Origin of the sequence: Pseudomonas sp. B22(2017), assembly GCF_002113105.1 — a bacterium.
Taxonomy (GTDB): Bacteria; Pseudomonadota; Gammaproteobacteria; order Pseudomonadales; family Pseudomonadaceae; genus Aquipseudomonas; species Aquipseudomonas asiatica.
The window spans coordinates 128,301-150,683 of the sequence record NZ_NEJN01000014.1 but is presented as its reverse complement, the minus strand read 5'-3'; the positions used below and the strand labels follow the sequence as shown (position 1 = coordinate 150,683).

Annotated in this window: 17 protein-coding genes; 1 reads left to right on the top strand and 16 read right to left on the bottom strand. The window is 65.6% G+C overall.

Annotated features, from left to right (window positions below; genetic code table 11):
• The 7 genes from CAG18_RS22890 to CAG18_RS22860 form a co-directional block, all read right to left on the bottom strand.
• Positions 1–600: T6SS effector BTH_I2691 family protein (locus tag CAG18_RS22890; RefSeq protein ID WP_305880034.1), on the bottom strand; the 600-nt coding region annotated here is incomplete at its 3' end.
• Entirely contained in the window at positions 597–1,520 is a 924-nt protein-coding gene (locus CAG18_RS22885; RefSeq protein ID WP_085721617.1) for a hypothetical protein, read from the bottom strand. The genes CAG18_RS22890 and CAG18_RS22885, both read right to left, overlap by 4 nt.
• Entirely contained in the window at positions 1,520–3,598 is a 2,079-nt protein-coding gene (locus CAG18_RS22880; RefSeq protein ID WP_085721616.1) for a type VI secretion system Vgr family protein, read from the bottom strand. The genes CAG18_RS22885 and CAG18_RS22880 overlap by 1 nt, the downstream gene beginning before the upstream one ends.
• Positions 3,599–3,611: 13 nt before the next feature.
• Entirely contained in the window at positions 3,612–4,484 is an 873-nt protein-coding gene (gene icmH, locus CAG18_RS22875; protein ID WP_085721615.1) for a type IVB secretion system protein IcmH/DotU, read from the bottom strand.
• Between the two features lie 232 nt (positions 4,485–4,716).
• Positions 4,717–5,688, bottom strand: coding sequence for a biotin-dependent carboxyltransferase family protein (locus CAG18_RS22870; RefSeq protein WP_085721614.1), 972 nt, complete (start codon positions 5,686–5,688; stop codon positions 4,717–4,719).
• Positions 5,685–6,572 (bottom strand): allophanate hydrolase subunit 1, encoded by an 888-nt coding sequence (locus tag CAG18_RS22865; RefSeq protein WP_013972123.1) that lies wholly within the window; start codon positions 6,570–6,572, stop codon positions 5,685–5,687. The genes CAG18_RS22870 and CAG18_RS22865 overlap by 4 nt, the downstream gene beginning before the upstream one ends.
• Before the next feature lie 90 nt (positions 6,573–6,662).
• Complete coding sequence (locus CAG18_RS22860; RefSeq protein WP_039613309.1) at positions 6,663–7,421, bottom strand: 5-oxoprolinase subunit PxpA; 759 nt, start codon at positions 7,419–7,421, stop codon at positions 6,663–6,665.
• A gap of 119 nt (positions 7,422–7,540) precedes the next feature.
• Here CAG18_RS22860 and CAG18_RS22855 point away from each other — a divergent pair, with 119 nt between their 5' ends.
• Positions 7,541–8,458 carry a LysR family transcriptional regulator gene (locus CAG18_RS22855; protein ID WP_085721613.1) on the top strand — a complete coding sequence of 306 codons (918 nt, stop codon included), beginning with the start codon at positions 7,541–7,543 and terminating at the stop codon, positions 8,456–8,458.
• Between the two features lie 60 nt (positions 8,459–8,518).
• On the opposite strand, the gene bcsC is transcribed toward CAG18_RS22855, so the two are convergent.
• Genes bcsC through bcsE form a run of 9 tightly spaced genes read right to left on the bottom strand, consistent with a single transcriptional unit; the run spans position 8,519 to position 22,225 of the window.
• Positions 8,519–12,034 (bottom strand): cellulose synthase complex outer membrane protein BcsC, encoded by a 3,516-nt coding sequence (gene bcsC, locus CAG18_RS22850; protein ID WP_085721612.1) that lies wholly within the window; start codon positions 12,032–12,034, stop codon positions 8,519–8,521.
• Positions 12,022–13,137: a cellulose synthase complex periplasmic endoglucanase BcsZ gene (gene bcsZ, locus CAG18_RS22845; RefSeq protein ID WP_085721611.1), complete on the bottom strand. Its 1,116-nt coding sequence runs from the start codon at positions 13,135–13,137 to the stop codon at positions 12,022–12,024. Before bcsZ ends, bcsC begins: the two co-directional genes overlap by 13 nt.
• On the bottom strand, positions 13,137–15,416 hold the full coding sequence (gene bcsB / locus CAG18_RS22840; protein WP_371807321.1) for a cellulose biosynthesis cyclic di-GMP-binding regulatory protein BcsB: 2,280 nt from the start codon (positions 15,414–15,416) through the stop codon (positions 13,137–13,139). The genes bcsZ and bcsB overlap by 1 nt, the downstream gene beginning before the upstream one ends.
• Positions 15,416–18,025, bottom strand: a complete 2,610-nt coding sequence (bcsA, locus tag CAG18_RS22835) for a UDP-forming cellulose synthase catalytic subunit (protein ID WP_085721609.1) — start codon at positions 18,023–18,025, stop codon at positions 15,416–15,418. Before bcsA ends, bcsB begins: the two co-directional genes overlap by 1 nt.
• Positions 18,022–18,729 (bottom strand): cellulose biosynthesis protein BcsQ, encoded by a 708-nt coding sequence (gene bcsQ, locus CAG18_RS22830; protein ID WP_085721608.1) that lies wholly within the window; start codon positions 18,727–18,729, stop codon positions 18,022–18,024. Before bcsQ ends, bcsA begins: the two co-directional genes overlap by 4 nt.
• The gene (gene bcsR, locus CAG18_RS22825) at positions 18,726–18,944 is read right to left on the bottom strand and encodes a cellulose biosynthesis protein BcsR (protein WP_025339608.1); all 219 of its coding nucleotides are present in this window, start codon (positions 18,942–18,944) and stop codon (positions 18,726–18,728) included. Before bcsR ends, bcsQ begins: the two co-directional genes overlap by 4 nt.
• Positions 18,941–20,560 (bottom strand): cellulose biosynthesis protein BcsG, encoded by a 1,620-nt coding sequence (bcsG, locus tag CAG18_RS22820; RefSeq protein ID WP_085721607.1) that lies wholly within the window; start codon positions 20,558–20,560, stop codon positions 18,941–18,943. The genes bcsR and bcsG overlap by 4 nt, the downstream gene beginning before the upstream one ends.
• Entirely contained in the window at positions 20,553–20,738 is a 186-nt protein-coding gene (bcsF, locus tag CAG18_RS22815) for a cellulose biosynthesis protein BcsF (protein ID WP_039613316.1), read from the bottom strand. Before bcsF ends, bcsG begins: the two co-directional genes overlap by 8 nt.
• Positions 20,735–22,225 (bottom strand): cellulose biosynthesis protein BcsE, encoded by a 1,491-nt coding sequence (gene bcsE / locus CAG18_RS22810; RefSeq protein WP_085721606.1) that lies wholly within the window; start codon positions 22,223–22,225, stop codon positions 20,735–20,737. Before bcsE ends, bcsF begins: the two co-directional genes overlap by 4 nt.
• Positions 22,226–22,383: the final 158 nt, after the last annotated feature.

Sequence of the window (22,383 nt, the reverse complement as noted above, 5' to 3'; positions counted from 1 at the left end):
GAAGGGGGCACAGCCATGCTGGGCGTACTCGAACACCTGCTGGTCGACCCCAAGCTTATCGGGCGTCATGGCGATGCCCAGCAGTTCGGGATTGTTGCGCGCCTGGATCAGGTCCAGGCCCTGGAAGCGATGCGCAGGCGACGCGCCGCTCTTGTAGGCGTTCAGCACGCTCACCGGCCAGGCGTCACTGGAGAAGGCCAGCCAGGCGCTGGTGTACCTGCCGGTATCGAGGTTGAGAAAGGCCGAAGGAATGTCGTGATCTGCGTTCACGCATTTTTCGGGCAGCGGCGAAGGCGGACCATCTGGCGGCTCGTAAGGGTTGAAGCGGCGCAGATGACCTTGCTCGCTGACGGCATAGGCATGCCAGACCTGCTGGTCGAGCAGCACATACAGGAAGCCCCTGCGCAAGGTGCGCAAGCCGATCTTTGTCGAGATATGCCGGTTATCCGCCACGGTGGAGACACACTCGGGGCGGGTATCGGGCACCAGGGCGCGACGCAGCGGCAGGATCGGCAGGCCCTGGCGCTCGCAGAACATGCACTGGTCGTGCGGCAGCCCGGCTTCGGCGATCGCGAGGGCAATACGTTGGCTGATGGTCATGAGCGATTCTCGGATTTCGGCAGGCATTCGATCAGTTGGCGCCATTGCGCCTCGGAGTAGCGGGCGAGCAACGCGGCAAGAGGCGCCTGGCCTCTGGCCGCTGCGTCGATCATTTCGCCCACCGCAGGTACGGTATGCAGCCTGGGGTGAATGCACAGGTGATGGAGAGCGAAGGCCACGATGTCCTCCATCTCGCTCAGGCCCAACCTGCGTGCATCATCGACATGGTTCGAAGCACGCACCGCAGCAAACGGTGGAATCTGGCACTGATTGATGTGCTGCGAACCCGCCCGCAACACTCTCCAGGTAGCCAGCACACGTTCGATCAGCCCCACGTCATCCTGAATTCGCCGCGCAGGGGTCGGCAAAGGGTGTCGCTGCCCGCTCTGCCCTTTCAGGCTTGCCAACCTCCCACCGCTACTCAGGAACAACCAGTCACTGATCGGCCACCATGGGCCTTGTTCAAGCCGCTCGAACGTCGCCGCCAGCAACTCCAGCCGGACGGGTTCGTAGACCGGGTAGCAGCCAAATTCCCGATTGGAATCGGGTAGCCGACACAAGGCCGTGAGATGGGACGCGACAGTGGCCGAAGGCGCCTCACTGAACAGCCAGCCACACAGGTAACGCCGTTGCTGAAACAACGCCCTCTGCGCCGCTCGGGCGGTCAGTTCCAACAGACGGCGACTGGAGACCATGCCGGGCGAAGCCAGGCAGACCAGTACGGGATGCAGTTGGGGGGCATGGGCCAGGTCGGCCCGGTGCACACGGGTCAATGCCTGCTCACCCAGGGCATTGCGCAGCGGGGCAAGCACGCCGTGGTCGCCATCGTGAGCAGTCGCAAGCGGATCTATCAGCACATGGCAGTACAAGTGCGCCCCATGATGGCTTTCGATGAGCCTCGCCAGGTTGTCAGTGCGCATCAGGCCTTGGCCTCGCACTTGTTGCTGGCGTCAGGCGCAAGCGTAAGTGGCTGGCTGTTTCCAGCCCCTGACGCAGCCGCGCTGGTTTGCCCCAACAGCTCGAGCTTCAGCCCGTTGATGGTGATGCCCTGCCCGTCCAGCACAATGCTGCCGCCCGCGGTTCTGAACTCGATGCGCTCACTGGCGCGCAGCTGATAGATCGTCGTATGTTGCTCCATGCCCTGCCCGACGGTGACCTTTTGCGTACCTTTGACGACCAGCTCGGCGTCTTTCCCGACAAGGGCCCTGTGATTGGCCCCTGTTGATTCGCTACGGTCGTTGCCTATCTTCTCGATCAGGTCCTGCTTGATGTCTACGTGGCAGGTTTGCCCAATGAGCTGGGTATGGTCACCCCCGGTTTCCTGGCGGAAGTCATTGCCGATACTCAAGTGCTCATCATTGCCGACCTGCTCGACACGATTACGCCCCACACGCGTGGTCTCATCATTGCCGACTACATTGTTCTGGTCCCGCTGGGCATGGATGAACACTTCTTCCTTGCCGAGTTCGTCCTCGAAGCGCAGCTCGTTGAAACCATCGCCTTTGTGGGTCTGGCTCTTGATGGTCATGCGCGTCTTGTGTTCGGGCAGGTCGTACGGCGGCAGCTGGTCGCCGCAATAGGTACGCCCCGTGATCATCGGCTGGTCGGGGTCGGCGTTGACGTACTGGACGATCACGTCCTGGCCGATGCGCGGGATAGCCATCGAGCCCCAGCTACCGCCGGCCCAGCCTTGTGACACGCGCACCCAGCAGGAGCTGAACTCGTTGTTCTCGCTCTCCCGGTCCCAGGGGAAGCTCACCTTGACCCGGCCCCACTCGTCGCAGTAGATCTCTTCCCCGGGCGGCCCGACGACCGTGGCCATGTGCGGGCCGTCGATGCGGGGCTTGGGCAACGGCGCCGGGCGCCATTCGATTCGGCCGGGCACCAGCACGGCTTCCTGCGAGTAGCGCGTTCCTTGTTCGGCCCCGGCAGCTTCTTCTTGCAGGCTGGTGAACTGGCTGCCCTCGTGATGTACACGCATCACACGCCAATGCGCGTTGAGGTCTTTGCGCGGGTGTTCGATGAGGGTAAAGCTCAGCCCTGGTTGCAGGCGTACATCGTCACCCTCGACTTCGGCAATACGGGCGTCATGGCGCAGGGCCGTCAGGCGGGTAGCGGTAAAGGGTACACCCACCGCATCGCGCTTGTAGCGGCCGGGGTAGTCGAAGCGCTCATAGTCCCGGGACTGATGGGTGATGCTACTGTCACCAGCGCGGTGTTCCTGCCGGTACTGCGGGTTGGTGAAGGTGTAGTCCCGCTGCACCTGGCGGGCGGTGCGCACCTGTTCGCTGTAACGCAGGCGGCGCAGGCAAGGCCTGGCCTGGTCGCCACCGCTGTTGGCGCGGTACAGCACCTGGTCGGGGCCGATGTCGTCTTCATCGAAGAAGTCATCATCCTCGTCGTCGGCCTTGAGCGCGCTTCGACTGATCTGCCCCAGCGCCAGCAGTCGGTCGGAGATGACCAACAGGTGGTGTTTCGGCGTGTGCTCGAAGCGATAGACGAAACCCTCTTCACCCGCCAGGCGGGCGATGAAGTCGAGGTCCGTTTCACCGGCCTGTACGCAGAACTCGCGCACCTGATGCTCGCCCATGCTCTTGATTTCGAAACGGGCAATGCCCTGGCGCTTGAGCATCAATTCGAGAATCTGCGGCACGGTCTTCTGCTGGAAGATGCGCCAGTTCGAACGCAAGCCGGCACGGGCCAGCACAGGCTCGACCAATGCGCGGTAACGGGTGCGATAGAACCCCGTCTCACCCTGGCTGAAACTGCTGACCAGGCCGTGCACATAGCGCAAGGGGCGCTCACCGCGCCAGATCGTGAACAGCACTGGTTTGTCGAGCAACTGGCCGAAGTCGACCTCGTCTTCAAAACTGATCAGTTCCAGTTTCAGCTGGAACGGTGAGCTGATCATTTCGTCGAGTTCGAACGAAACCACTTCGAAGTCAATCTGGCCAGCCAGCGGCTGGAAGGTGAAGCGCAAGTCGGATTGGCTAGGCATGCGGATTCCCCTGCTACTGCTGCAAAATGCCGTTGAGCGATTCCAGCACCTCGGCGGTGATCAGGCTTAGGCGGTAGCTGTAGTAGCAGTAGGCGCAGACCATGGCGATGGCGGAGATCACCAACGGGCTCCACCAGGGCCATTCCCGGCGCAGCCTGCGGTGGGGGCGATGGACCACGTTGGTATACGGGTCGCCCACGAATTCCGGCGTGGGGCCGCGCAGTTCACGAATGACCTTGTGCATCCGCGAAATCAGGGCGTTGATGATTTCATCGCACTTCGGGTCGAGGGCGTACTTGCCCTTCAGGCCCAGGCAAAAGCAGAAGTACAGGAACTCCAGCACATCCTGAAACTCCTTGGGCGACTGCATCAACCGCTCCAGCAACACGAAGATCTTCTCGCCACCCTGGGTTTCGTCATGGAAGATGCTGAGCAGCGGTTCGTGGCTCCAGCACGAATTGTTCCCCCAGGGGCGGCTCATCACGGCCTCGTCGAGATAAAGGCACAAGGCATAGGAATAGACTTCGAGGTGCACGGCGGAATAACCGTGCTGCTGTATTTCCTCGCGGATGGCGCTGACCTGGGTCTGCAGGGCCTTGTGCACCTGTTCGATGTTGGGCAGGTCATCCAGCGTACGCAGGCGTATGACCAGGCCGAACAGCGGGTTGGCCGCGTCGAGCATCAGGTTGGCGAAGCCGCCGCGTAGCCGGAAGTCCGGGTCGGCCGGATAACCCTGATGATCTGCGCGCCTGCCCTGGCCGGGTGGATAGGGTGAATCGGTGCCCCCCGGGACATCGAGCATGGCATGCAGGCTGCTTTCGGTTACGTCATGGGCAGCGTTGGCGGCCTGGGATTTTCCAGGACGAACAGCAGATGGGCCGAGCATGAAGAGGTCCTTGTCTTCCAGTAGGCTGAAGACATGAACACTATCGGGGAATCAATTCTTCGAGGAGCGTGGAGCGTCCCAAAACGCTGTAGGAATTTTCGCCTTTTGGCTTGTCTGGACGCTGCAATGCCGGAATTCCGGGGCCGCTCTGCGGCCCTTTCGCGACACAAGGCCGCTCCTGCAACGACTGCGCCAGCCCTTGTGTGGGCGGCGCAGCGCCGCAACCGATCAATCAGCCAAACAACCTGGCCAGGCAACCCAGCTTCTTCTTGTACGAGCGCCGAGCCTCCAGTGCGTCCTCCAGGCTGACTTCCAGGAACCGCGCCTGCTGGTTGGGCTGCATCTGCCCGATCAGGTCCAGGTCGGCGCTGATCACCGTGCCGATCATGGCGTAGCCGCCACCCGACACCGCATCACGGTGCAGGATGATCGGCTCCAGCCCCGCAGGTACCTGGATCGAACCGATCGGGTAGCAGCTGTCAACGATGTTCGATGGATCCGAGCCGGCCCCGAACGGCTGCTCCCGCGGCTGGAAGCTCAAGGCACTGCCGCCCTTGTAGCGGTAGCCGATACGGTCTGCCTCGGAGCCTACCGTCCAGGCTTCGGTGAAAAAGCTTTGCGCCGCAGCCTTGGTCAGGCGGTGAAAATACAGCCCTGGCACCACCCGTAGTACCACCTCGCCGCCCAAGGCCTGGCGCAAGGCCATTGGCAGGCTCGCACCGGCGCGGGTCTTGCCGCTGGGCATGCCGACCGGCAACAGGTCACCCGCCATCAGCTTGCGCCCTTGCAAGCCACCCAATGCACCCAACGCATAGGTGGAGCGGCTGCCGAGCACCTCGGGTACAGCGATACCGCCGGCCACTGCCAGGTAGGCCCGGGCGCCTGCGGTAGGGAAGCCGAAACGCAACACCTGCCCGGCACGTACGGCAAACGCCGTATCCGGGCGTTGCTCGCGGCCATCGAGCAAGGCCGGCATCTGCGCACCGCAAACCGCCACCAGCGCATCCTGCTGGAACTCCAGCTCCGGCCCCACCAGCGCACACTCGAGGCCCGCGGCGCCGGCCGGGTTGCCCACCAGGTGGTTGGCCGCCCTCAGGGCGTACTGATCGAGGGCGCCGGACGGCGGGATGCCCAGGTGGTAGTAGCCTTCGCGGCCCAGGTCCTGCACCGAGGTAGCCAGCCCGGGTTTGAGTACCTTGATCATGCCAGCACCTCCTGCAGGGTCCGTGGATAGCCGACCGGGTCGGCGAGGAACGCGTCCAGGGAGAATTCCACCGGGCGAATGCGCAGGTCGAAACGGCCTTCTTCGACATCCGCCACCGCCTGGTCGTAGGTGCGGCGGTCAATGGGTTTGAACTGCACGATGTCTCCCGGGCGGAAGAACACCATGTGCTCCTTCAGGTAGTTCAGCGTCTGCTGCGGGTCGTAGATAGGCGCCGGAGTGACGCCGAACATCTGGTAGCCACCTGCCCCGCGCACTGAATAGATGCAGCCGAAACAGCCGCCATGGCCAAGGGTGAGCTTGGGGGTGTCAGTACGCGGGCGCAGGTACTTGGGCACCTGCAGTTGCCGCTCTCGCTCGACCATCTGGAACATGAACGGCAGGCCGGCAACGAACCCGACCATCGACACGAACCACGGCGCACCGCTGTGCGCGGCAATGAACCCCTCGACATCGGCCAGGCCGTTGATCCGCGCGGCGTACTCCAGGTCGGTGCTGCCCGGGTCCTGGTGGCGGTCACGAAAACGCATCAGTGTTTCATGGGTCCAGGGGTCGTTGTACAGCACTGGAATCTCGATGATCCGTGTCTGCAACGAGCGCTCGGCCACCGCCTGCGCTTCGGCACCGCGCACCGCCTCCAGCAGTGCCTGCGGCGCGATACGGTCCGGGTCGAAGCGAATCTGGAACGAGGCGTTGGCCAGGCACACATCCAGCACGCCATCCAGGGCCAGCCGCTCCACCGCGCGGGTGACGGCCATGCCCTTGAAAAAGGCCTCCAGCGACATGCTCTCGCTGACTTCGGCAAACAGGTGCTCGTCGGCGCCGAAGCTGTAGCGGATAGGGGTTGTAGCGAGCGGTTCGGCCATGACTGTTCCTTTTCTTGGAGTCTTTACAGAAAGGCAGGCGAAAGCAAATTGCACGGGCTCCGGCGTATACCTGCCGGATGCCCCACGGTTTCAGCGTGGCGCACGCACCACGATACCGGCAGCGTCCAGCGCCTTGCGCGTGGCCTCGACCAGGTCGAGCGCCCCCGGGGTGTCGCTGTGCAGGCAGATGGAATCGAATTCGATGGCCAGGTCCTGGCCCTCGACCGTGCGCACCAAGCCTTGCTGACAAGCCCGCAACACCCGTTCAGCGACCGCTCCAGGTTCGTAGCCCCGCACATTGCGGGTGAACACGATCGAACCGCTCAGGTCGTACTCGCGGTCGGCGTAGAACTCGCGAATGACCGGCTGGCCAAGTTCCTGGGCGATGCGGCAGATCACCGAACCCGGCATGCAGTACAGCAGCAGCTCCGGCTCGATCACTCGCAGGTTCGCCACCAGCAGCCGTGCAGCTTCTTCGTCACGTGCCAGATGCATGTACAGGGCACCGTGCGGCTTGATGTGCTGCAGGCGCACGCCCTGGGCGCGGGCAATTTCACGCAGGGCGCCGAGTTGGTAGAGCATGTCGTCGACCAGTTCCTGGGCCGGGGCATTGATGTGTCGGCGACCGAAGCCGACCAGGTCGCGGAACCCAGGGTGCGCCCCCACTGCGACGCCCAGGGCCTTGGCCCGCTCGACGGTACGGCGCATGGTGCCAGGGTCACCAGCATGGAAGCCGGTGGCGATGTTGGCCGTGCTGATGTAGCCCATCAGCTCGTTGTCGACGCCATCGCCAATCGTCCACGGGCCAAAGCCCTCACCCATGTCCGAGTTGAAATCCACAACCTGCATGACTGTCTCTCCTGGCGCTTGTGACTGCATGCAAGCCACGTTAGATTCTCCGCACCCCCTTGGGAAGATCTATAAACAGATAGGGTGTCTTCTGAAAATTAGATACCCCGGGAGCTACCGTGTCACTGACCCTGCGCCAGGTCCGCTATTTCGTCGCCACCGCCGAGATCGGCCAGATTTCCCAGGCGGCAATCCACCTGAACATTTCCCAGTCTGCAGTGACCACGGCGATCAAGGAGCTGGAGGCGATGCTCGGCGTGCTGCTGTTCCAGCGCTCGGCGCAGGGCATGAGCCTGACCGAGGCTGGCCGGCACTTCCTCAACCGCGCCTACGTGATCCTGCGTAGCGTGGACGATGCGTTGAACAGCCCGCTGCCGGACGTGCGCGCCAGTGGCCTGCTGCGCCTGGCGGCAAGCTACACGGTGATCGGCTACTTCCTGCCCCATCACCTGCAGCGGCTGGAGCACTGGCATCCGGATGTGACCCTGGAGCTGTACGAGCAGGAGCGCAGCGCCATCGAGCAAGGGTTGCTGGAGGGTCGTTTCGACATGGCAGTGGTACTCACCGCCAACCTCACCCACCCGGACATCGTCTCGGAAACCCTGTTCAACTCCGAACGCCGCCTGTGGCTGCCTGGCAACCATCCGCTGTGCGAGCGCTCGGCGGTAAGCCTGGCCGATGTGGCCTGCGAGCCGTTCATACTGCTGACCGTGGATGAGGCCGAGCAAAGCGCCATGCGCTATTGGGAGCAGGCCGGGCAGCGGCCGAGAGTGCGGGTGCGGACCAGTTCGGTGGAGGCCGTGCGTAGCATGGTTGCCAATGGCAGCGGTGTAGCGATCCTGTCGGACCTGGTGCACCGGCCCTGGTCGCTGGAGGGCAAGCGTATCGAGACGGTGACCATCAGCGACCCGGTGACACCGATGAGCGTTGGGTTGGCCTGGCACCGGGAACGGGCGTTCAGCCCGGCGATGCAGGCTGTACGCAATTACTTCCATGATGCTTTTTTGGCACCGCAGCAGTTGTCGGCACGGCGCTGACCGTTCCCTGCAGGCCCGACTCTTCACGGGTAAATCCGCACACAGCGTCTGCATTCGGAATCAACGCCACTCGCTATAGGGCTCCAGCGGCGTCACCGGCAGCGCCAGGTTGCCCCGCCACGGCTCGAACAGGTAGCGCAGGTAGAGCATGCCATGGCTAGGCGCATAGTCGTCGCTGTGCTGCCAGTCGAAGCCGCCGCCCAACACCCAACGGTCGCTCAGGCGCCGCTCGAACAGCCCGCGCAGGCGGTAGCCCAGCCCGCTGCTGTCGCTGGCGTCGCGCATCGCATCGATGTTCGACTCGCCAATATCAAATCGATCCATCAACTTGCGGTTGAGGTGCGTGTCCGGATACAGCCGGCTGCGGCCGCTGTGGGCCTGGGACCAGCTGACCGAGCCTTCCAGCAGCACCGACCAGTCGTAGTTGCGCCAGGCATAGCTGACCGGCACGCCAACCGATGTGTAGCGCTGCGGGCTGTAGTAGCCGCCCTGCCCCAGGCTGTAGCCGCCCAGGTCCTTGTCGTGACGCCAGTGCATCAGCGTAAGGCCCACGCGCACACGCTCATCGGCTCTTTCCACCACACGGTGGTACCAGCCGGCCATGGCCCGGGTGCGCTGGTTGTCGGCGACGTTTTCGCCATACAGCCAGTGGTGCCCGAGGCTGGCCCAGACGCCGTTGTCACCGCCTTGGTCCCAGCTCAGGCCGAGCGTGGCGCCATTGGCCGTGACCCCACCCCAGCGCACGCCCGTGCGCGGGTCACGTGCCCCGGCAAACGATAACAGCGAGTTGCTCATCGGCCGCCGCGAAGCGGTCAGCGACCAGCCAAGCTGGCCGAGGTCACCGTTGACCGTGGCGCCACCCAACCAGTTGTTGATCGCATAGCCCTGGGTGGTGCCCAGGTCGAAGGCCCAGCGGCTGCCCTGCCAACCCAGCGCCAGCACACTGCCGTCAGCGGTTTGCGAGCCACCCTTGCACTCGGGGACCGGCTTGTTGGTAATGCCAACAAACTGACAGCTGCCGAAATCCGGGGTATAGCGCCCCTGGTCGTTCTGCTCGAACGACCCCGCATCCATGCCTATGCGCTCCACCCGCGCAAAGGCGGTGCCGTCCTGCCAGGGGGTATCGACATGCAGCAAGGTCGACTGGGTACTCAGTTCGGACGTGCCCGGCGTACCGTCGTCCTCACGCCAACCGTAGTCGTGCATCAACGTCACATGGGTATTGCGCTGGCGATACAGCGCATCGACGTCGCTGCGCACGCTGCGTGCCAGCCAGTCGTCGTCATCCTGCTCACGGCTGGCCAGCGTCAGTGCACGGTCGTCCCGTGGCGACACGGCAGTACGTTCGAGCAACTGCGCATCGGCCATCGCTGCGGCGTAAAGGTCCAGCGCCCGTTGCGGCTCATCCTGCGCTACCAGGCGGGCAGCGTCGCGCCGCAACAAGGGATCGGGGCGAGGCTGCTGCGCTGCGGTCTGGTCGAGCATTCTGGCCGCCTGGTCGTATTCGCCCAAGGCGACCCAGACAGCCGCCAGGCGCCGCTGGGCGTTGCTGTCATCGGCAGCCAGTTGCGGTACCTGCACAGCCAGCATGTGCCGGGCCTGTGCCAGGTTGCCTTCGGCCACCGCGCTTTCGATCACTCCAAGGCGCGCCTGGGGTTGCCCAGGCTGCACGGCAAGCACGCGCTGGTAATAACCGCGCGCCTTGCCAGGCTCACCATTGGCCGCCGCCCAGTCAGCCAGCAGCATCAGGTCGTCGGTGCTGCCTTCGCCACGCGCCAGGCTGGCCTCGAGCAGGCGGGTCGCTTCAGCCGTGCGGCCTTGCGCCTGCAGTTGCTGCGCCGAGGCCAGGGTCATGCGACGGCGGATACGCTGCTCCAGTGCATGCATGTCAGCGTTCCAGGCCCCCTGCGGCACCGCGCCCAGGCTGTCCAGGGCCAGCGCATCGCGGTCGCTGGACTCCAGGAACAGGCCATGGGCAAAGCGGGTAGATGGGTCGCTCGGCTGGCGCTGCACGATGCTGGCGAATGCCGCGTCGGCTTCGGCGGTGCGCCCCAGGTGGCGCAGGCTGCTGGCCAGCTGGTAGACCAGCCAGGGCTCATCCGGGGCCAAGGCCGTGGCCTGGCCCAGCGCCTGGCTGGCAGCCACCCAGTCCTCACGCTGCATGGCCTGGTCACCTTGCTGGCGCAGGCGTGCGAGTTCCAGGCTGCGGCGCAGGCTGGCGAACTGCGCTTGCTGCCGAGGCGACAGGCTGTCGAGGTACGCCCGCGCCTTGTCGGGCGATTGCGCCTGGTACACACGCACCAAGCCGCGCATGGCACTTTCGTTATCCGGTGCCATGCGCCGAACCTGCAGGAATTGCCGCTCGGCGGCGGCTGTATCGCCCTCGGCCAGCGAGACATCCGCCAGGCCCAGCAAGGCGTATTCCTCCTTCGGGCGCTGCTGGCGTGCCTGCTGGTAGAAGGCACGGGCAGCGCGCAGGTCTTTCGCCTGCAGTGCCCGCTCGCCTTTGCTGAGCAGGGCCCAATACTGGCTGGACGACTCCAGGTCCTTCCACTGGCTGATCCAGTAGGTGTCCTGCTCCTTGGCGCTCGCCGCCCGGAACGCCGCATTGGCGTCTTCGTAGCGGCTCTGGCGCATCAGCGCATAGCCCAGTGCACCCTGCAGGCTGGCATCATCCGGATACTGGCGCAGCGCCCGGCGCAGTTGTGCTTCGGCTTCAGCGTTGCGGCCCTTGTCGAGCAATGCCAAGCCCCGCTGGCCAGCCTGCCAGGACGGGTCGGCCAGCAGTTTGCGCTGGTGTTGCAGGGTCTCGCTGGCCTGCGCCTGCAAGGGTGAGGCGGGGTAACGCAGGAGAAACGCTTGCCAGGCCGCCGCGCTGGCGGCGCTCACCGCTTGCCCGGACAGGTAGTCGAACTCACGCTGGGCAGCGGCATCCCGTGCGCCAGGGTCGCGCGACAGCTGGTCGAGCAAGGCCAAGGCTTCGCGGTCGCGATTTTCGGCGAACAGCCAACCGGCCAAGGTCTGGCGCAGCCCGGCACTGCCCGGGTACTGCTGGTCCAGCTGCTGCAGCTGCCTGATCGCTTCAGGGCGCTGGCCTGGGAGGTTGCCGCGCACGCGCCAGTAGTCCAGGGCCAATTCCAGGCTGGGCGGTTCACCAGCGAACAACTGTTCATAGGCCGCCAGCGCCTCTTCATTGCGCCCGGTGACCGCCAGCAGGCGGGCCTGCTGCAATTGCCGCACGCGCTCCGGCTGCTGCAGCTCGAGCAGCCGCCTGGCCTGGCGTGCCTGCAAGCTGCCAGGCGCGATGGCACTGATCCGCGCACTCAACTGCTCGGCCTCGGTGCTGTTCTTTTCGCGCAATGCCAGGCTCAGGGCCGCCAGCAACACATCCGGGTTGCGCGGCTCGAGCAATTGCAGCCGCCCCAGTGCATCGCGCACCAAGTCGTCACGGTGCAGCGCCTCGCCGCGACGCACCTGGTCCAGCAGCCATTGGCGCTGTTCGCCGGCATCCTTGGGTTGTGCCGTGGCCTGGCAGGTCACTGCCGCCAGCATCAGCACGCCGATCATTCGCTGCATGGCGCGCTCCAGGCCGGCAACAGGCGGCCGTGCGAGTCAAAACGGTAACGGCCTTGGTCCCAGCCCTGGCCAAACAGCGCCAGCACCTGGCTGTAATAGGCCTTGGCTTGGACTGGCTGCTCGCGCAGGCGCTGACGCTGGGCCGCCAGGCCCGCGACGTGCTCCGGCGATGCCGCCAGCAACGGCAGCAACGCCGCAGAGAAACCTGCCGGGCCTTGGCCGCTGGCAACACCGCTGTGCGCATCCACATGCTCTGGCGGCAACCCTTGGCGCATGGTCAATGCCGCCATCGGGGCATAGTGGGCCACCAGTTCGGCACGCTGCGCCGCGTCCTTGGCCAGCATGCCGACCCACAGGTAGACGCGGATGGCGTCATAGTCACCTTCACTGCCATGTTGCGGGTCCGCTGCCAGTTCACCGGCTGGCGTCCACAGCAGCCAGTCCGGGGCAAAGCCCTTTGGCGACGAAGCCAGCCACAAACGCCGCGTGTTGGCCGCCAGCTCGCCCCACAACGGGTCGACCAGGCTGAAGCGATCGAACAACTGCGGCGGCAAATAGCTGGGGTTCAAGCGGGCGCCGCGAGCATCTTCGAAGCCGTAGTCCCCCGGCAGCAGCATCACCCCCAGGCCCGGCAGCTTGCGCACGGTCTGCGCGGCGATACGCCACAGCAGGCGCTGGCCCAGCTGCGTGTAGGCCGGCTCGTCCCACAGCCGCCCGGCTTCCAGCAGGCTGTAGGCAATCCACAGGTCGGCATCGCTGGCGTTGTTGGCATCCAGCACCTGCCACTGCTGCTGGCCGTTACGGCCCCACAGCCAGGCGGGCAGATGCCGGGCCAGGTCGCCCTCCGCCAGGTTGTTGCCGGTCCAGCGCAGCAACTGCGCGAAGGCTTGCCGGTCATTGCCCACCAGGGCGAAGAACAGCGCATAGCTCTGCCCTTCCGAGGTGGTGATCAAGCGCTCGTCGCTCGGGTCGATGACCCGACCGTCGACACTCACCAGTTCGGCCTTGAAGCGGTCCCAGGCCGGCCATGGGCAAGCCGGTGCCGCACTCGTGACAACGGGCAGGCCCAAGGCGACCAGCCCGACCAGCAACTGACGCATCATCACCCCGCCTCACCCAGGCGGCGCTTGCCTGCCCAGCGCAGTGCCCGCCACAACAGGAAGGCGAATAGCACCACGCAAATGGCCGCGATCGCCGCCAGCAGTACCGGGTGCTCGGACAGGTGGAACCACAGCAGCAGCCACCACGGCAGCGCGCCTACAAAGTAGTGCTCGCCGACGAACTGGCTGGTGACGCCGCTGCTGCGCACCAGCGTCACCGAGCCGGCCACCGCATCGAGCTTGCCCACATCGCCGAGTACATCGCGCAGCAACGCTTGGTCGCTATCGCTGTTGGCCAGCAGGGCGACGACACTGCGCTGCTCGTGGAATGGCGACTTCAGCCCGGTGATGGCCGCAATCGGCGCCTGCGCGCTGACTGCCACACGGCTGCTCGCGGCCACCGGCGCGGTATCGAAGCGCTGGCTGCCCGGCAGCCCTGTACTACGGCCCTGCAGCAGCCAGTCCCGCTGGGCACTGAGCAGCAGGCCAAGGTTTGGCGCATCCCCCAGGGCCTCGGGCAGGCTGCCGAGCAGCAGCAAGTCGGCATCGGCCGCTGCGGCCTGCTTCCAGTCATCGACCAACCGAAGGCCAAGCGCCGGGTAGCCGATCTGCCCGGCCAGCCCGCCAACCGCATCGAGCAAGGTGCCCACCTGCATCGCCGTGGGCTTGGCCGGCATGACGACCAGGGTTTCGGAAAGGTCGGCCATACGGCTGAACGGGAAGCCGCTGCGGGCGAATGCGCGCAGGTCGGGCATGGCGATGTAGTGGTGGTAACCGGACAGGTCGATGGTCGAATTGTCGTCGATCGCCGCGCGCACATCCACCGGCAACGAGGTCTGGCAGCGGTCGCGCTGGGCGCTGCCCAGGGTGCTGGCAAAGCTGAAATCGAAGCGCAGGCGGTTGCGGTCGCCGATCTTCAACGCCGGTACCAGCGACTTCTCGGTCAATGCGCTGTTGTCACCGGACAACACCGCCAGGCGCATTTCCTCGAGCGTACCGCCGCGCCGGTCATTGCCCATCAGCGGCATGCTGGTGATGTACTGGTCGTTGACGCTGATGCTCAGGCGCGATTCGTCGCTCACTGCCGGGGCCGTGTAGCGGTACAGCGTACGCAGCGGAATGCCCTGGTTGCGCCAGACGAACAAGTCCGGCGGCAGGTTCAGCTCAAGCGTCACCGGCCGTGGTTGCAGGCCGCTGACCTGCAACTGCTCGGGGTAATCGAGCAGCTCGGCGAAGCGTACCGGGCGGTCGGTGCGTGTCCAGTTCGGCGCATCGTAAGGCTGGCGCGGCTGCAGTGCCGTCATCTGCTCGACCTTCACCCGGGCACCGCGGAACAGGTTGTTGCCAATCGCCAGCGCCGAGGCGGCCTTGACCAGGTCATCGTCGTTACGGCCCAGCACCAGCAGCACCTTGCTGAAGCGGTCGTCCGGGTGGTCGATCATCTGCAGTACCGGGCCGTCGACCGGCGGGAATTGCTGCAGGTCGGCAAGGAAGGCCGGGCGACGGTCGTTGCTGGCAAACACGATGCTCGGCGTGGGTTTGTCGCCACGGGCCGGCAGGCTGTCGTACAGCACCGGGAAAGTCGCCTTGCGCCAACCGGCCTGGCTGCCGAAGTAGGACGCCAGGATCGCCGCCGCACGCTGCTCGCCCAGGCTCGGCACGCCACTGAACACCACCGGCAGCGTTACCTTGCCGGTGTCGCGCACATCAAAGAACGGCAGCGGGAAGTACGCCAGGTCGTTGTCCAGGGCCAGGGCCTGTTCGTGCAGCTGCACCTGGCTCTTGCGGTTCAGGTTCAGCCACAGGCCGCTGTGCGCAGGGTCTTCGCAGATGTCGGTGTAATGCCCGACGAACTCCAGGCGTACCCGGTTGAAATCGCTGAGCAGCTTCGGGTCCAGCGGCAGCTGACGGCGCACGCGCTGGCCAAGCTGGTCCTTTTCCACCGGCACCACGCCCATCAGTTCGTCATTCAGGTACACGCGCAGGTGCGACAGGTTCGGCAACAGTGCGGGCGATGGCGTGTAGTCCAGCTGCAGGCTGGCGTCGGTGGCCAGGCGGTCGCGCCGCAGGCCGAATTCGATATGCTCGCTGTTGCGCACCCCCAGCAACAGGCTGTCGGACGCATGCCCGAGCTGCTCGAAGGTTTTCGCAACCGGCCAGTTCGGTACCGTGGGTACGGCTGGCTCGGCAAGCGGGGCTACGGAGGCGGCAGCGGCGCTCTGCGACAAGGCAGCAAGCAGCGCTATCGCCAGGCCCCAGGTACGCGCGGGATAACCAGTCATCATGCGTCTCGATCAACAGGGTTCAAGGAAGGGACAGGCCGCGGTGTGCGCGGCCTGTAGCTGGCCAGCCAGTTCGCCAGCGCGTGAAGTGGGCGCAGCCACGCCCGCACCCATGGCGGCAAGTGCTCGACCAGCCGCAGGTAACCGACACCGCCCAGCTTCAGCACGTCGACCAGGCTGCGCAGCGGGCGATCGACCTCGTGCTGCTCGCTCCAGCCCAGCCAGGCATCGGCGCGGGCGAAGGTGCAGTGGACCAGGTCGATACGCTGTTGCTGGCCGAGGTCGTGGAACACCAGGCCAACGTGTTGCCCGACGGTACGGGTGACACAGGCCTGGAAGGCGAACTCGCGTTGGCCGCGGTTGAGCAGCAGGCGTACCCGCTCCCCCGCTTGCAACTCGAGGCCCCGGTGCAATTGCAGGCCGACACCGCCGTCGGAGTAGTCGACCAGGGTACAGGGGTAGGCGTGACCGCTGGCCAGCACCAGCCCCGCCGGCAAGCGCATCTGCACCCGGTGGGCGCGGCGCACCTGGCGCACTTCGGCAGCCACGGCGACGGCGGCGCCGATGATCAGCAGGTTGTAGATCACCCACAGCGAGCTGACGATCACCGTGCCGATTTCCGCCGCCGGGCCGGTGAACAGGCGCCACACGGCGAAGCCCAGGCCGGCCACGTTGAGCGCCGCCAGCCACAGGTAGGGTTGGGCAATGCGCCAGTCGAACTGCTCCTGCTCCATCAGGCCGCCCTTGGCGGTGACGTTGAACTTGCCCTTCTTCGGCGCGAACAGCGCGACCGTGGTTGGGCGGGCGATGTACCAGGCCAGCACGGTCTCGTAGACCTCGCCCCAGAAGGTCTGCCGGTACTTGCCCTGCATGCGCGAATTGGTCAGGCTGGCGTGGATCATGTGCGGCAGCACGTACAGCAGGATCATCAACGCCGGGGCGTAGATGATGTAGGCATGCAGCAACAGGAACGCCAGCGGTGCGGTCAGGAACACCAGCCGTGGCAGGCCGGCCAGGAAGTGCAGCATGGCGTTGGCATAGCACACTCGCTGGAACAGGCTCAGCCCACGGCCGAACAGCGGGTTGTCGGTACGGAAGATCTGCACCATGCCCCGGGCCCAGCGAATGCGCTGGCCGATGTGCGCCGACAGGCTCTCGGTGGCCAGGCCGGCCGCCTGCGGAATGCTCAGGTAGGCCGATGACCAACCCTGGCGGTGCATGCGCAAGGCGGTATGGGCATCTTCGGTCACGGTTTCGACGGCGAAACCGCCGATGCTCTCCAGCGCGGTACGGCGCAGCACGGCACACGAGCCGCAGAAGAACGCCGCGTTCCACATGTCATTGCCATCCTGGATCAGGCCGTAGAACAGCTCGCCTTCATTGGGGCGACGGCGGAACGAGCCCAGGTTGCGCTCGAACGGGTCGGGCGAGAAGAAATGGTGCGGCGTCTGCACCAATGCCAGCTTCGAGTCCTTGAGGAACCAGCCGACTGTCATTTGCAGGAAGGAGCGCACCGGCACGTGGTCGCAGTCGAAAATGGCGATCAGCTCGCTGTCGGTCACGCCCAACGCATGGTTGAGGTTGCCGGCCTTGGCGTGCTTGTTGTCCGGCCGCACGATGTAGCCGACCCCCACTTCGTCGGCGAACGCACGGAACGCCTCGCGCCGGCCGTCGTCGAGGATATAGATGCGCAGGCACTCGCGCGGCCAGTCCAGGCCCAGGGCGGCCAGCACCGTGGTGCGCACCACCGACAAGTCTTCGTTGTAGGTGGGGATCATCAGGTCGACGGTCGGCCAGTGCGCCGGATTTGCCGGCAGGTTCGCCGGCTTGCGCTGCAACGGCCAGCTGGTCTGGATGTAGCCCAGGATCAGCACGAACCACGAATAGGTTTCTGCCGCCAGCAGTATCAACCCGCACACCAGCCCGGTGGTGTCGTTCCAGTTCAGGGTCGAGGTGTAGCGCCACCACAGGTAGCGGCAGGAGATGAGCGTCGACAGCACGATCAGCATCAGGGTCGGGAAGCGGCCCGGCATGTGCCGCACCAGCAGGGCAATGCCCAGCAGCAGGCAGATGAACACCAGCTGCGCCAGGTAGCCGAACGGTTCGGTCACGCACAGCACGGCCAGCCCGATGGCGCCGAGGGTCAGCACGCTGTAGAAAACCCACCGGGCGAACACGCTCAAGCCGCGCAGGCGTGCCGAGGCTTGCTGCTTGAAAGCGCTGGCGCGGTAGCGCGCAGGCAGCTGCTGCAGGCTTTCGATCAGCAGGCCATGGTAACGGCGCAGCACCTGGTGCATACCGCGCAGCTGCGCACGCACTGCACTCCAGGCACGGCGGGCAAACCCCGGTTCGCGTGGCAGCGGTTGGCGCCGGACCAGCAACCACAGGCTCTGGATCAGCAAGCGCAGCGGGTCGCCCAGGCTTGGGCGCTTGCCCGCCAGTTGCGGGTACAGCCGCTGCCGCTCGGCCAACAGGGCTTGCCAGGCAGGCGACTCCAGACGCAGGAACAGGAAGGCCAGCCACACGCCAAGGGTGAACAGCCACGCGACCGGCTGCCGCGCGCCACGTGTGCGGAACCAGGCGTAGGCCGACAGAGGGGTCAGGGTCACGTCTGGCGCCTCGTCAGGCAGCGCACCGCCAGGCTCTGCACGTCCCGGCAAGCCAGGCTCTGCGGCGCGTAGTGGCCAAGCGGTGCCTTGCAAGCCAGGGCCTCGAGGAAGGCCTCGTCGCGGTGCACCACCTGGATCGGCAGGCGATCTCGGAACAGGTCGCGCCACACCATCAGCAGGTCGCTCTGCAAGCGGCTGGCGGGGTCGTAGCGGTTGACCAGCAACAGGTCGTAGTGCTCGACCTGCCGGCGCCCGAGCAGCAGATGACTGGCCATTTCGGCCTCGGCCACCAACACCCGCACATCAGTCTCGACACTTTGGTCAGCGGCACCGGCCGGCAGCTGCGGCAGGTCGAACAGCAACCAGTCGAAGTGTTCGGCCAGCTCGGCCTGGCGCGCGCGCCAGGCTTCTGCATCGGGCGACGGCGGCCGCGTGCCGGCAGGCAGATTGCCGAACGGCATCAGGCACAGGCCATCGAGCACCTCGTACATGGCATCGCTGTATGGCCGCCCTTCCCGCTCGGCAAGCGCCCAGCCCTCGCGCGTGTCGAGGGGCAGATTGAAGTGCAGGCCGAGCAGGTTGCTTGGGCACAGGTCGACCAGCAGCACCCGCTCACCTACGCCCTGCAACGCATGCCCCAGCGCGGCCAGCAAGGCACTGCGCCCCAGGCCACCGCGAACGCCGTGCAACGCCAGGCTGGTCATGGCGACAGCACCTGACGCCGCGGCGCCGCCGTGTACAACGTTCCCTGGGCGCTGCTCCGGCAGCTTTCACCCAGCAGTGGCCAGCGCTGCAAGGCCTGCTGGACACCCACCAGCAATGAGATGTCCTGGTAGTTCAGGTCCGGCATATCCAGGTGCTGGCGCAACTGGGCGATATCGTCGCTGCGGTCGGCAGGGTCTGCCTTGCCAGTGATCATGGGCGCTCCTTCGGAACAGGCTGCCAGTCGGGCTGGCCTTGCAGGCGCATGTAGGCGCGCCCCTGGTAGTTCAGTACTTGCGCACCTGCGGTTTCCGCGACCTGTTCGGTGGTCGGCAGGTCGCTCAGCAGGCTGGGCACATCCAGCACCTGCTGCTGGCCCAGGCCCGCATACACGCGCGAGATCAGCTCGGACAACGCCAGGTAGCTGGTGGGTGCCGAGACGTGCAGCGGCTCGCTGCGGGCAGGCTGGCCCATGCCGATGAACTTCAGGCCCACCGGCACATGGGTAATCGATGGGGTGGGGATTTCACGCATGCCCGACAGCTGCATGCGGTCGCCATGCAGCGCGGCGCCATGTTCCGGGACAATGGCCACGACCACGCGGCGGCCGCTGCGCTCCAGTTCATCGAGGAAGCTGCCAAGCTCGCCGAACAGCCGGGTGGCGCGGGTGGCGTAATCGGCCACGCGGGTACCGCCGTCGGCGGTGACGATACGGTTGCCGTCATGCAGGCTGATGCTGTTGTAGAACAGCGATACATGCTCGGCCGGCGCGCCTTTGCGCTGCCCCCACCAGCGGCGCAGCACCTCCAGGTCGCTGGCGATCGGCGAGCCGTCGAAGCCGACCAGTGCCCGCGGGAAGTCAGTGTTGCGCAGGCCGGGTTGAGGCATTTGCTGCTGCGTGATATCGCCGATGAAGTTGTCGAAACGGCCGCTGTGGTTGAGCAAGGTGTTGCTCTGGAAGCCGAGCCTGGCCAGGTTCTGGAACAACAGGCACTGCTCCGGGGCAGGCTGGTACAGGCCGGCGTGGGACGACTGCCCGCAGCTGGCACGCAGCACGCGGATGGCGGCCGGCCCGCTGTAGGACGTGGCCGAGTTGAACTGGTCGAAGATCACGTCCAGGCGCGAGAACAGCGGGTTGTCACGTAGCCCGACGGCGGACAGGTCATCCCAGGCCAGCGAGCAGATGTTGATTACCAGCAGGTCGAACGGCTGCTCATCGGCCTTCATGGCCGGGAATGCTGTCACCCGTTCACGCTCACTGGCGAAGAACCGCTCGAGCCAGCTGTCGAGCGTGGCATTGTCGGCAACCGCGGTGGCCTGCGCCTGCTCGGTGGTGCTGGCAGCCGCGGCGCCAGGCGCCTGGCCCGCATTTAGCCCCAGCGCTGGCAGGCCGCCGACCGCCAGCCACGCCAGCCCCAGCAGGCTCAAGGTACTCAGCCGCAGCCAATGGCGCAGGTACAAGTAACCCACCAACAATAGCGCCAACACGCCCAGCAGGTTCCAGTTGATGAAGCGGCCGAGCAGTTCGAGCAGGTAGTCCCACGAGAAATCGAACACCCCCGGCTGCGCCAGCAGGCGGCTGAAGGGCGGCAGCCAGGTGTCCTGGTAGAACAACGCGATGCCAACCGGTACGGCCACCAGCTGCCGCGCGATTCGCAGCCACCTGCCTGGCAACGGCACCAGCAGAAACGCGGCGAACAACAGGTTCGGCAGCGCCTGGAAGTCGAGCATGCCAAGGGCGACCAACAGGAACTTGGTCAGAAAATAGAGGTTCCACCCTCCCAGTCCAAGCCAGCGGGCCGGTACCTGGAGGGTGGCGGATGTATTAGTCATTACGGGGTTCCTGGCGTGCAGCGCGGTGGCGTACGCCCAGCGGTTTCAGGTAACGGGGTGGAAGGCGGCGGCGCAACCAGCCGCGCAACGTGGCGCGCAGGCGCAACAGCAGCAGGGCCAGCGCCAAGGTGACCAGCGCCGTGATGCCGACCACTTGCAGCAGCTGCACGAAGTTCATGCCGTACCCCGCTTGCCCAGGGCCACCCGGCGCGGTGCCAGGGCCGGCCTGGCCTGGGCGGGCAGCTGCGCCGCCGCGTCGAGCCGGGGTGGCTGTGGCACGCTATCGTCGAGGAAGGCCGGGGTGGCCAGGCTGTCGACACCGGCAAGCACCTCCTGGCTGATGAACAACTCTTTCCACGACAACTGAAAGATGTGGTCAAGGGCTTGCTCGACGCCTTCGGAGCGGCAGGCGAACAGGAACAGGAACAGCACATCGCCCACCACGCAGGCGATATCGCCGTCGCGGCGGAACACCGTGCGCGAGCAAGCTTGCAGCGGGGTCAGCCCAGGGGCCGGGCGCAACACCAGCAACTGGTGGGCGATTTCTCCGTTGCGCACCCCGTGCCACATGGTCTGCACCGCTTCGGCGAACGCGCGCGGCGCCACCAGCCCGCAGATGGCCAGCGGCCGCAGGCGTGCGAGCAAGGCATCGAAATCGCTTGGCAGGCGCCGCCGCCAGAGGTAACCCTGGATGCTCTCGACCATGGTCAGGAAGCGCGACAGGCTGGCACCGAACGGCACGATCTGGCTGGCCCCGCAGGCCAGCAGCAGTTGTTCATCCTGGTAGCGCAGGGTCGGTGCCATCTCGCGCACCACCAGCTTCAGGGCACTGCCACGCAACTGGCGCAAGCGGTGCAACTGGCGCGCCAGGCTATCCAGGCGCTGCCCGCCGTCCATGGCAAAGATGACCGTGGCGGAAACCGCCCTGCCTGCTTTGGCAGCCAGCTCCTCAAGGCTCTCGCAGACCTGCCAGTGCTCAGAGAAGGCTGGCGCACCTTCCAGCACCTGGCGCTGGGCCAGGCACAACAGTTCGTCGCCACCGGTGTCGCTGGGTGCCTGCGGCACCCCGACGGCGGCGAAGCCCGCTTCGAGCCGCATCAGTTCCACATCGCGCGTACCGGTTTTGCCGAGCGAGTTGCTCCAGAAATGCTGCAGGTAGCGCACCCCACCTTTGCCGCGGTACACCTGGGCCAGGCCATCTACACCCTGGTTGAACGCCCGCAGGCGCTCTACCAGCCCGGCACTCTGGCCGCTGCTGATGACCAGCAGTAGCGCGGCCTCGGCCGACAAGACCGGGCGCAGCGCGTTGCACCAGTTTTCGATGTTGCCGGCACCCCAGACGTCTGCAGGCGCAAGCAGCACCAGCACACGCCCGGCGGCATCGATACGCGGCAGGTCATCGCCCAGATGCCAGACGGCTTGCGGGTTGGCTTCGTACAGCGCCAGCGCGCCGGGGCCCTGCTCGGCATCGAGCGCACCCAGCACATCACCGATGGCTTGCGCATCGGCGACAAGGGCTGCCCGAACGTGCTCGGGCAGCCCCCCAACCACCTGGCGGCATAGCAAGGTGGCGTCTTCTGCGCTGTCACAGGCCAACCAATACAGTCCCTGTACATGAAGCTGGCTGCTTTCGGCGCCTAAGCCTGAAATAGCCAACCACGGCATTCCATTCGTCAAAACACTGGCTCTGAAAAAGTAAATTGAAGCGGGTGAAAGGTAACTGTGACTAATCCATCACTAGTCTTTGATGATATGCGTCAATAAAGCGACAAATCAGGCAGGCGACATCAAAACCCGTCAATTCTACAGCACCAAGGCAAAAT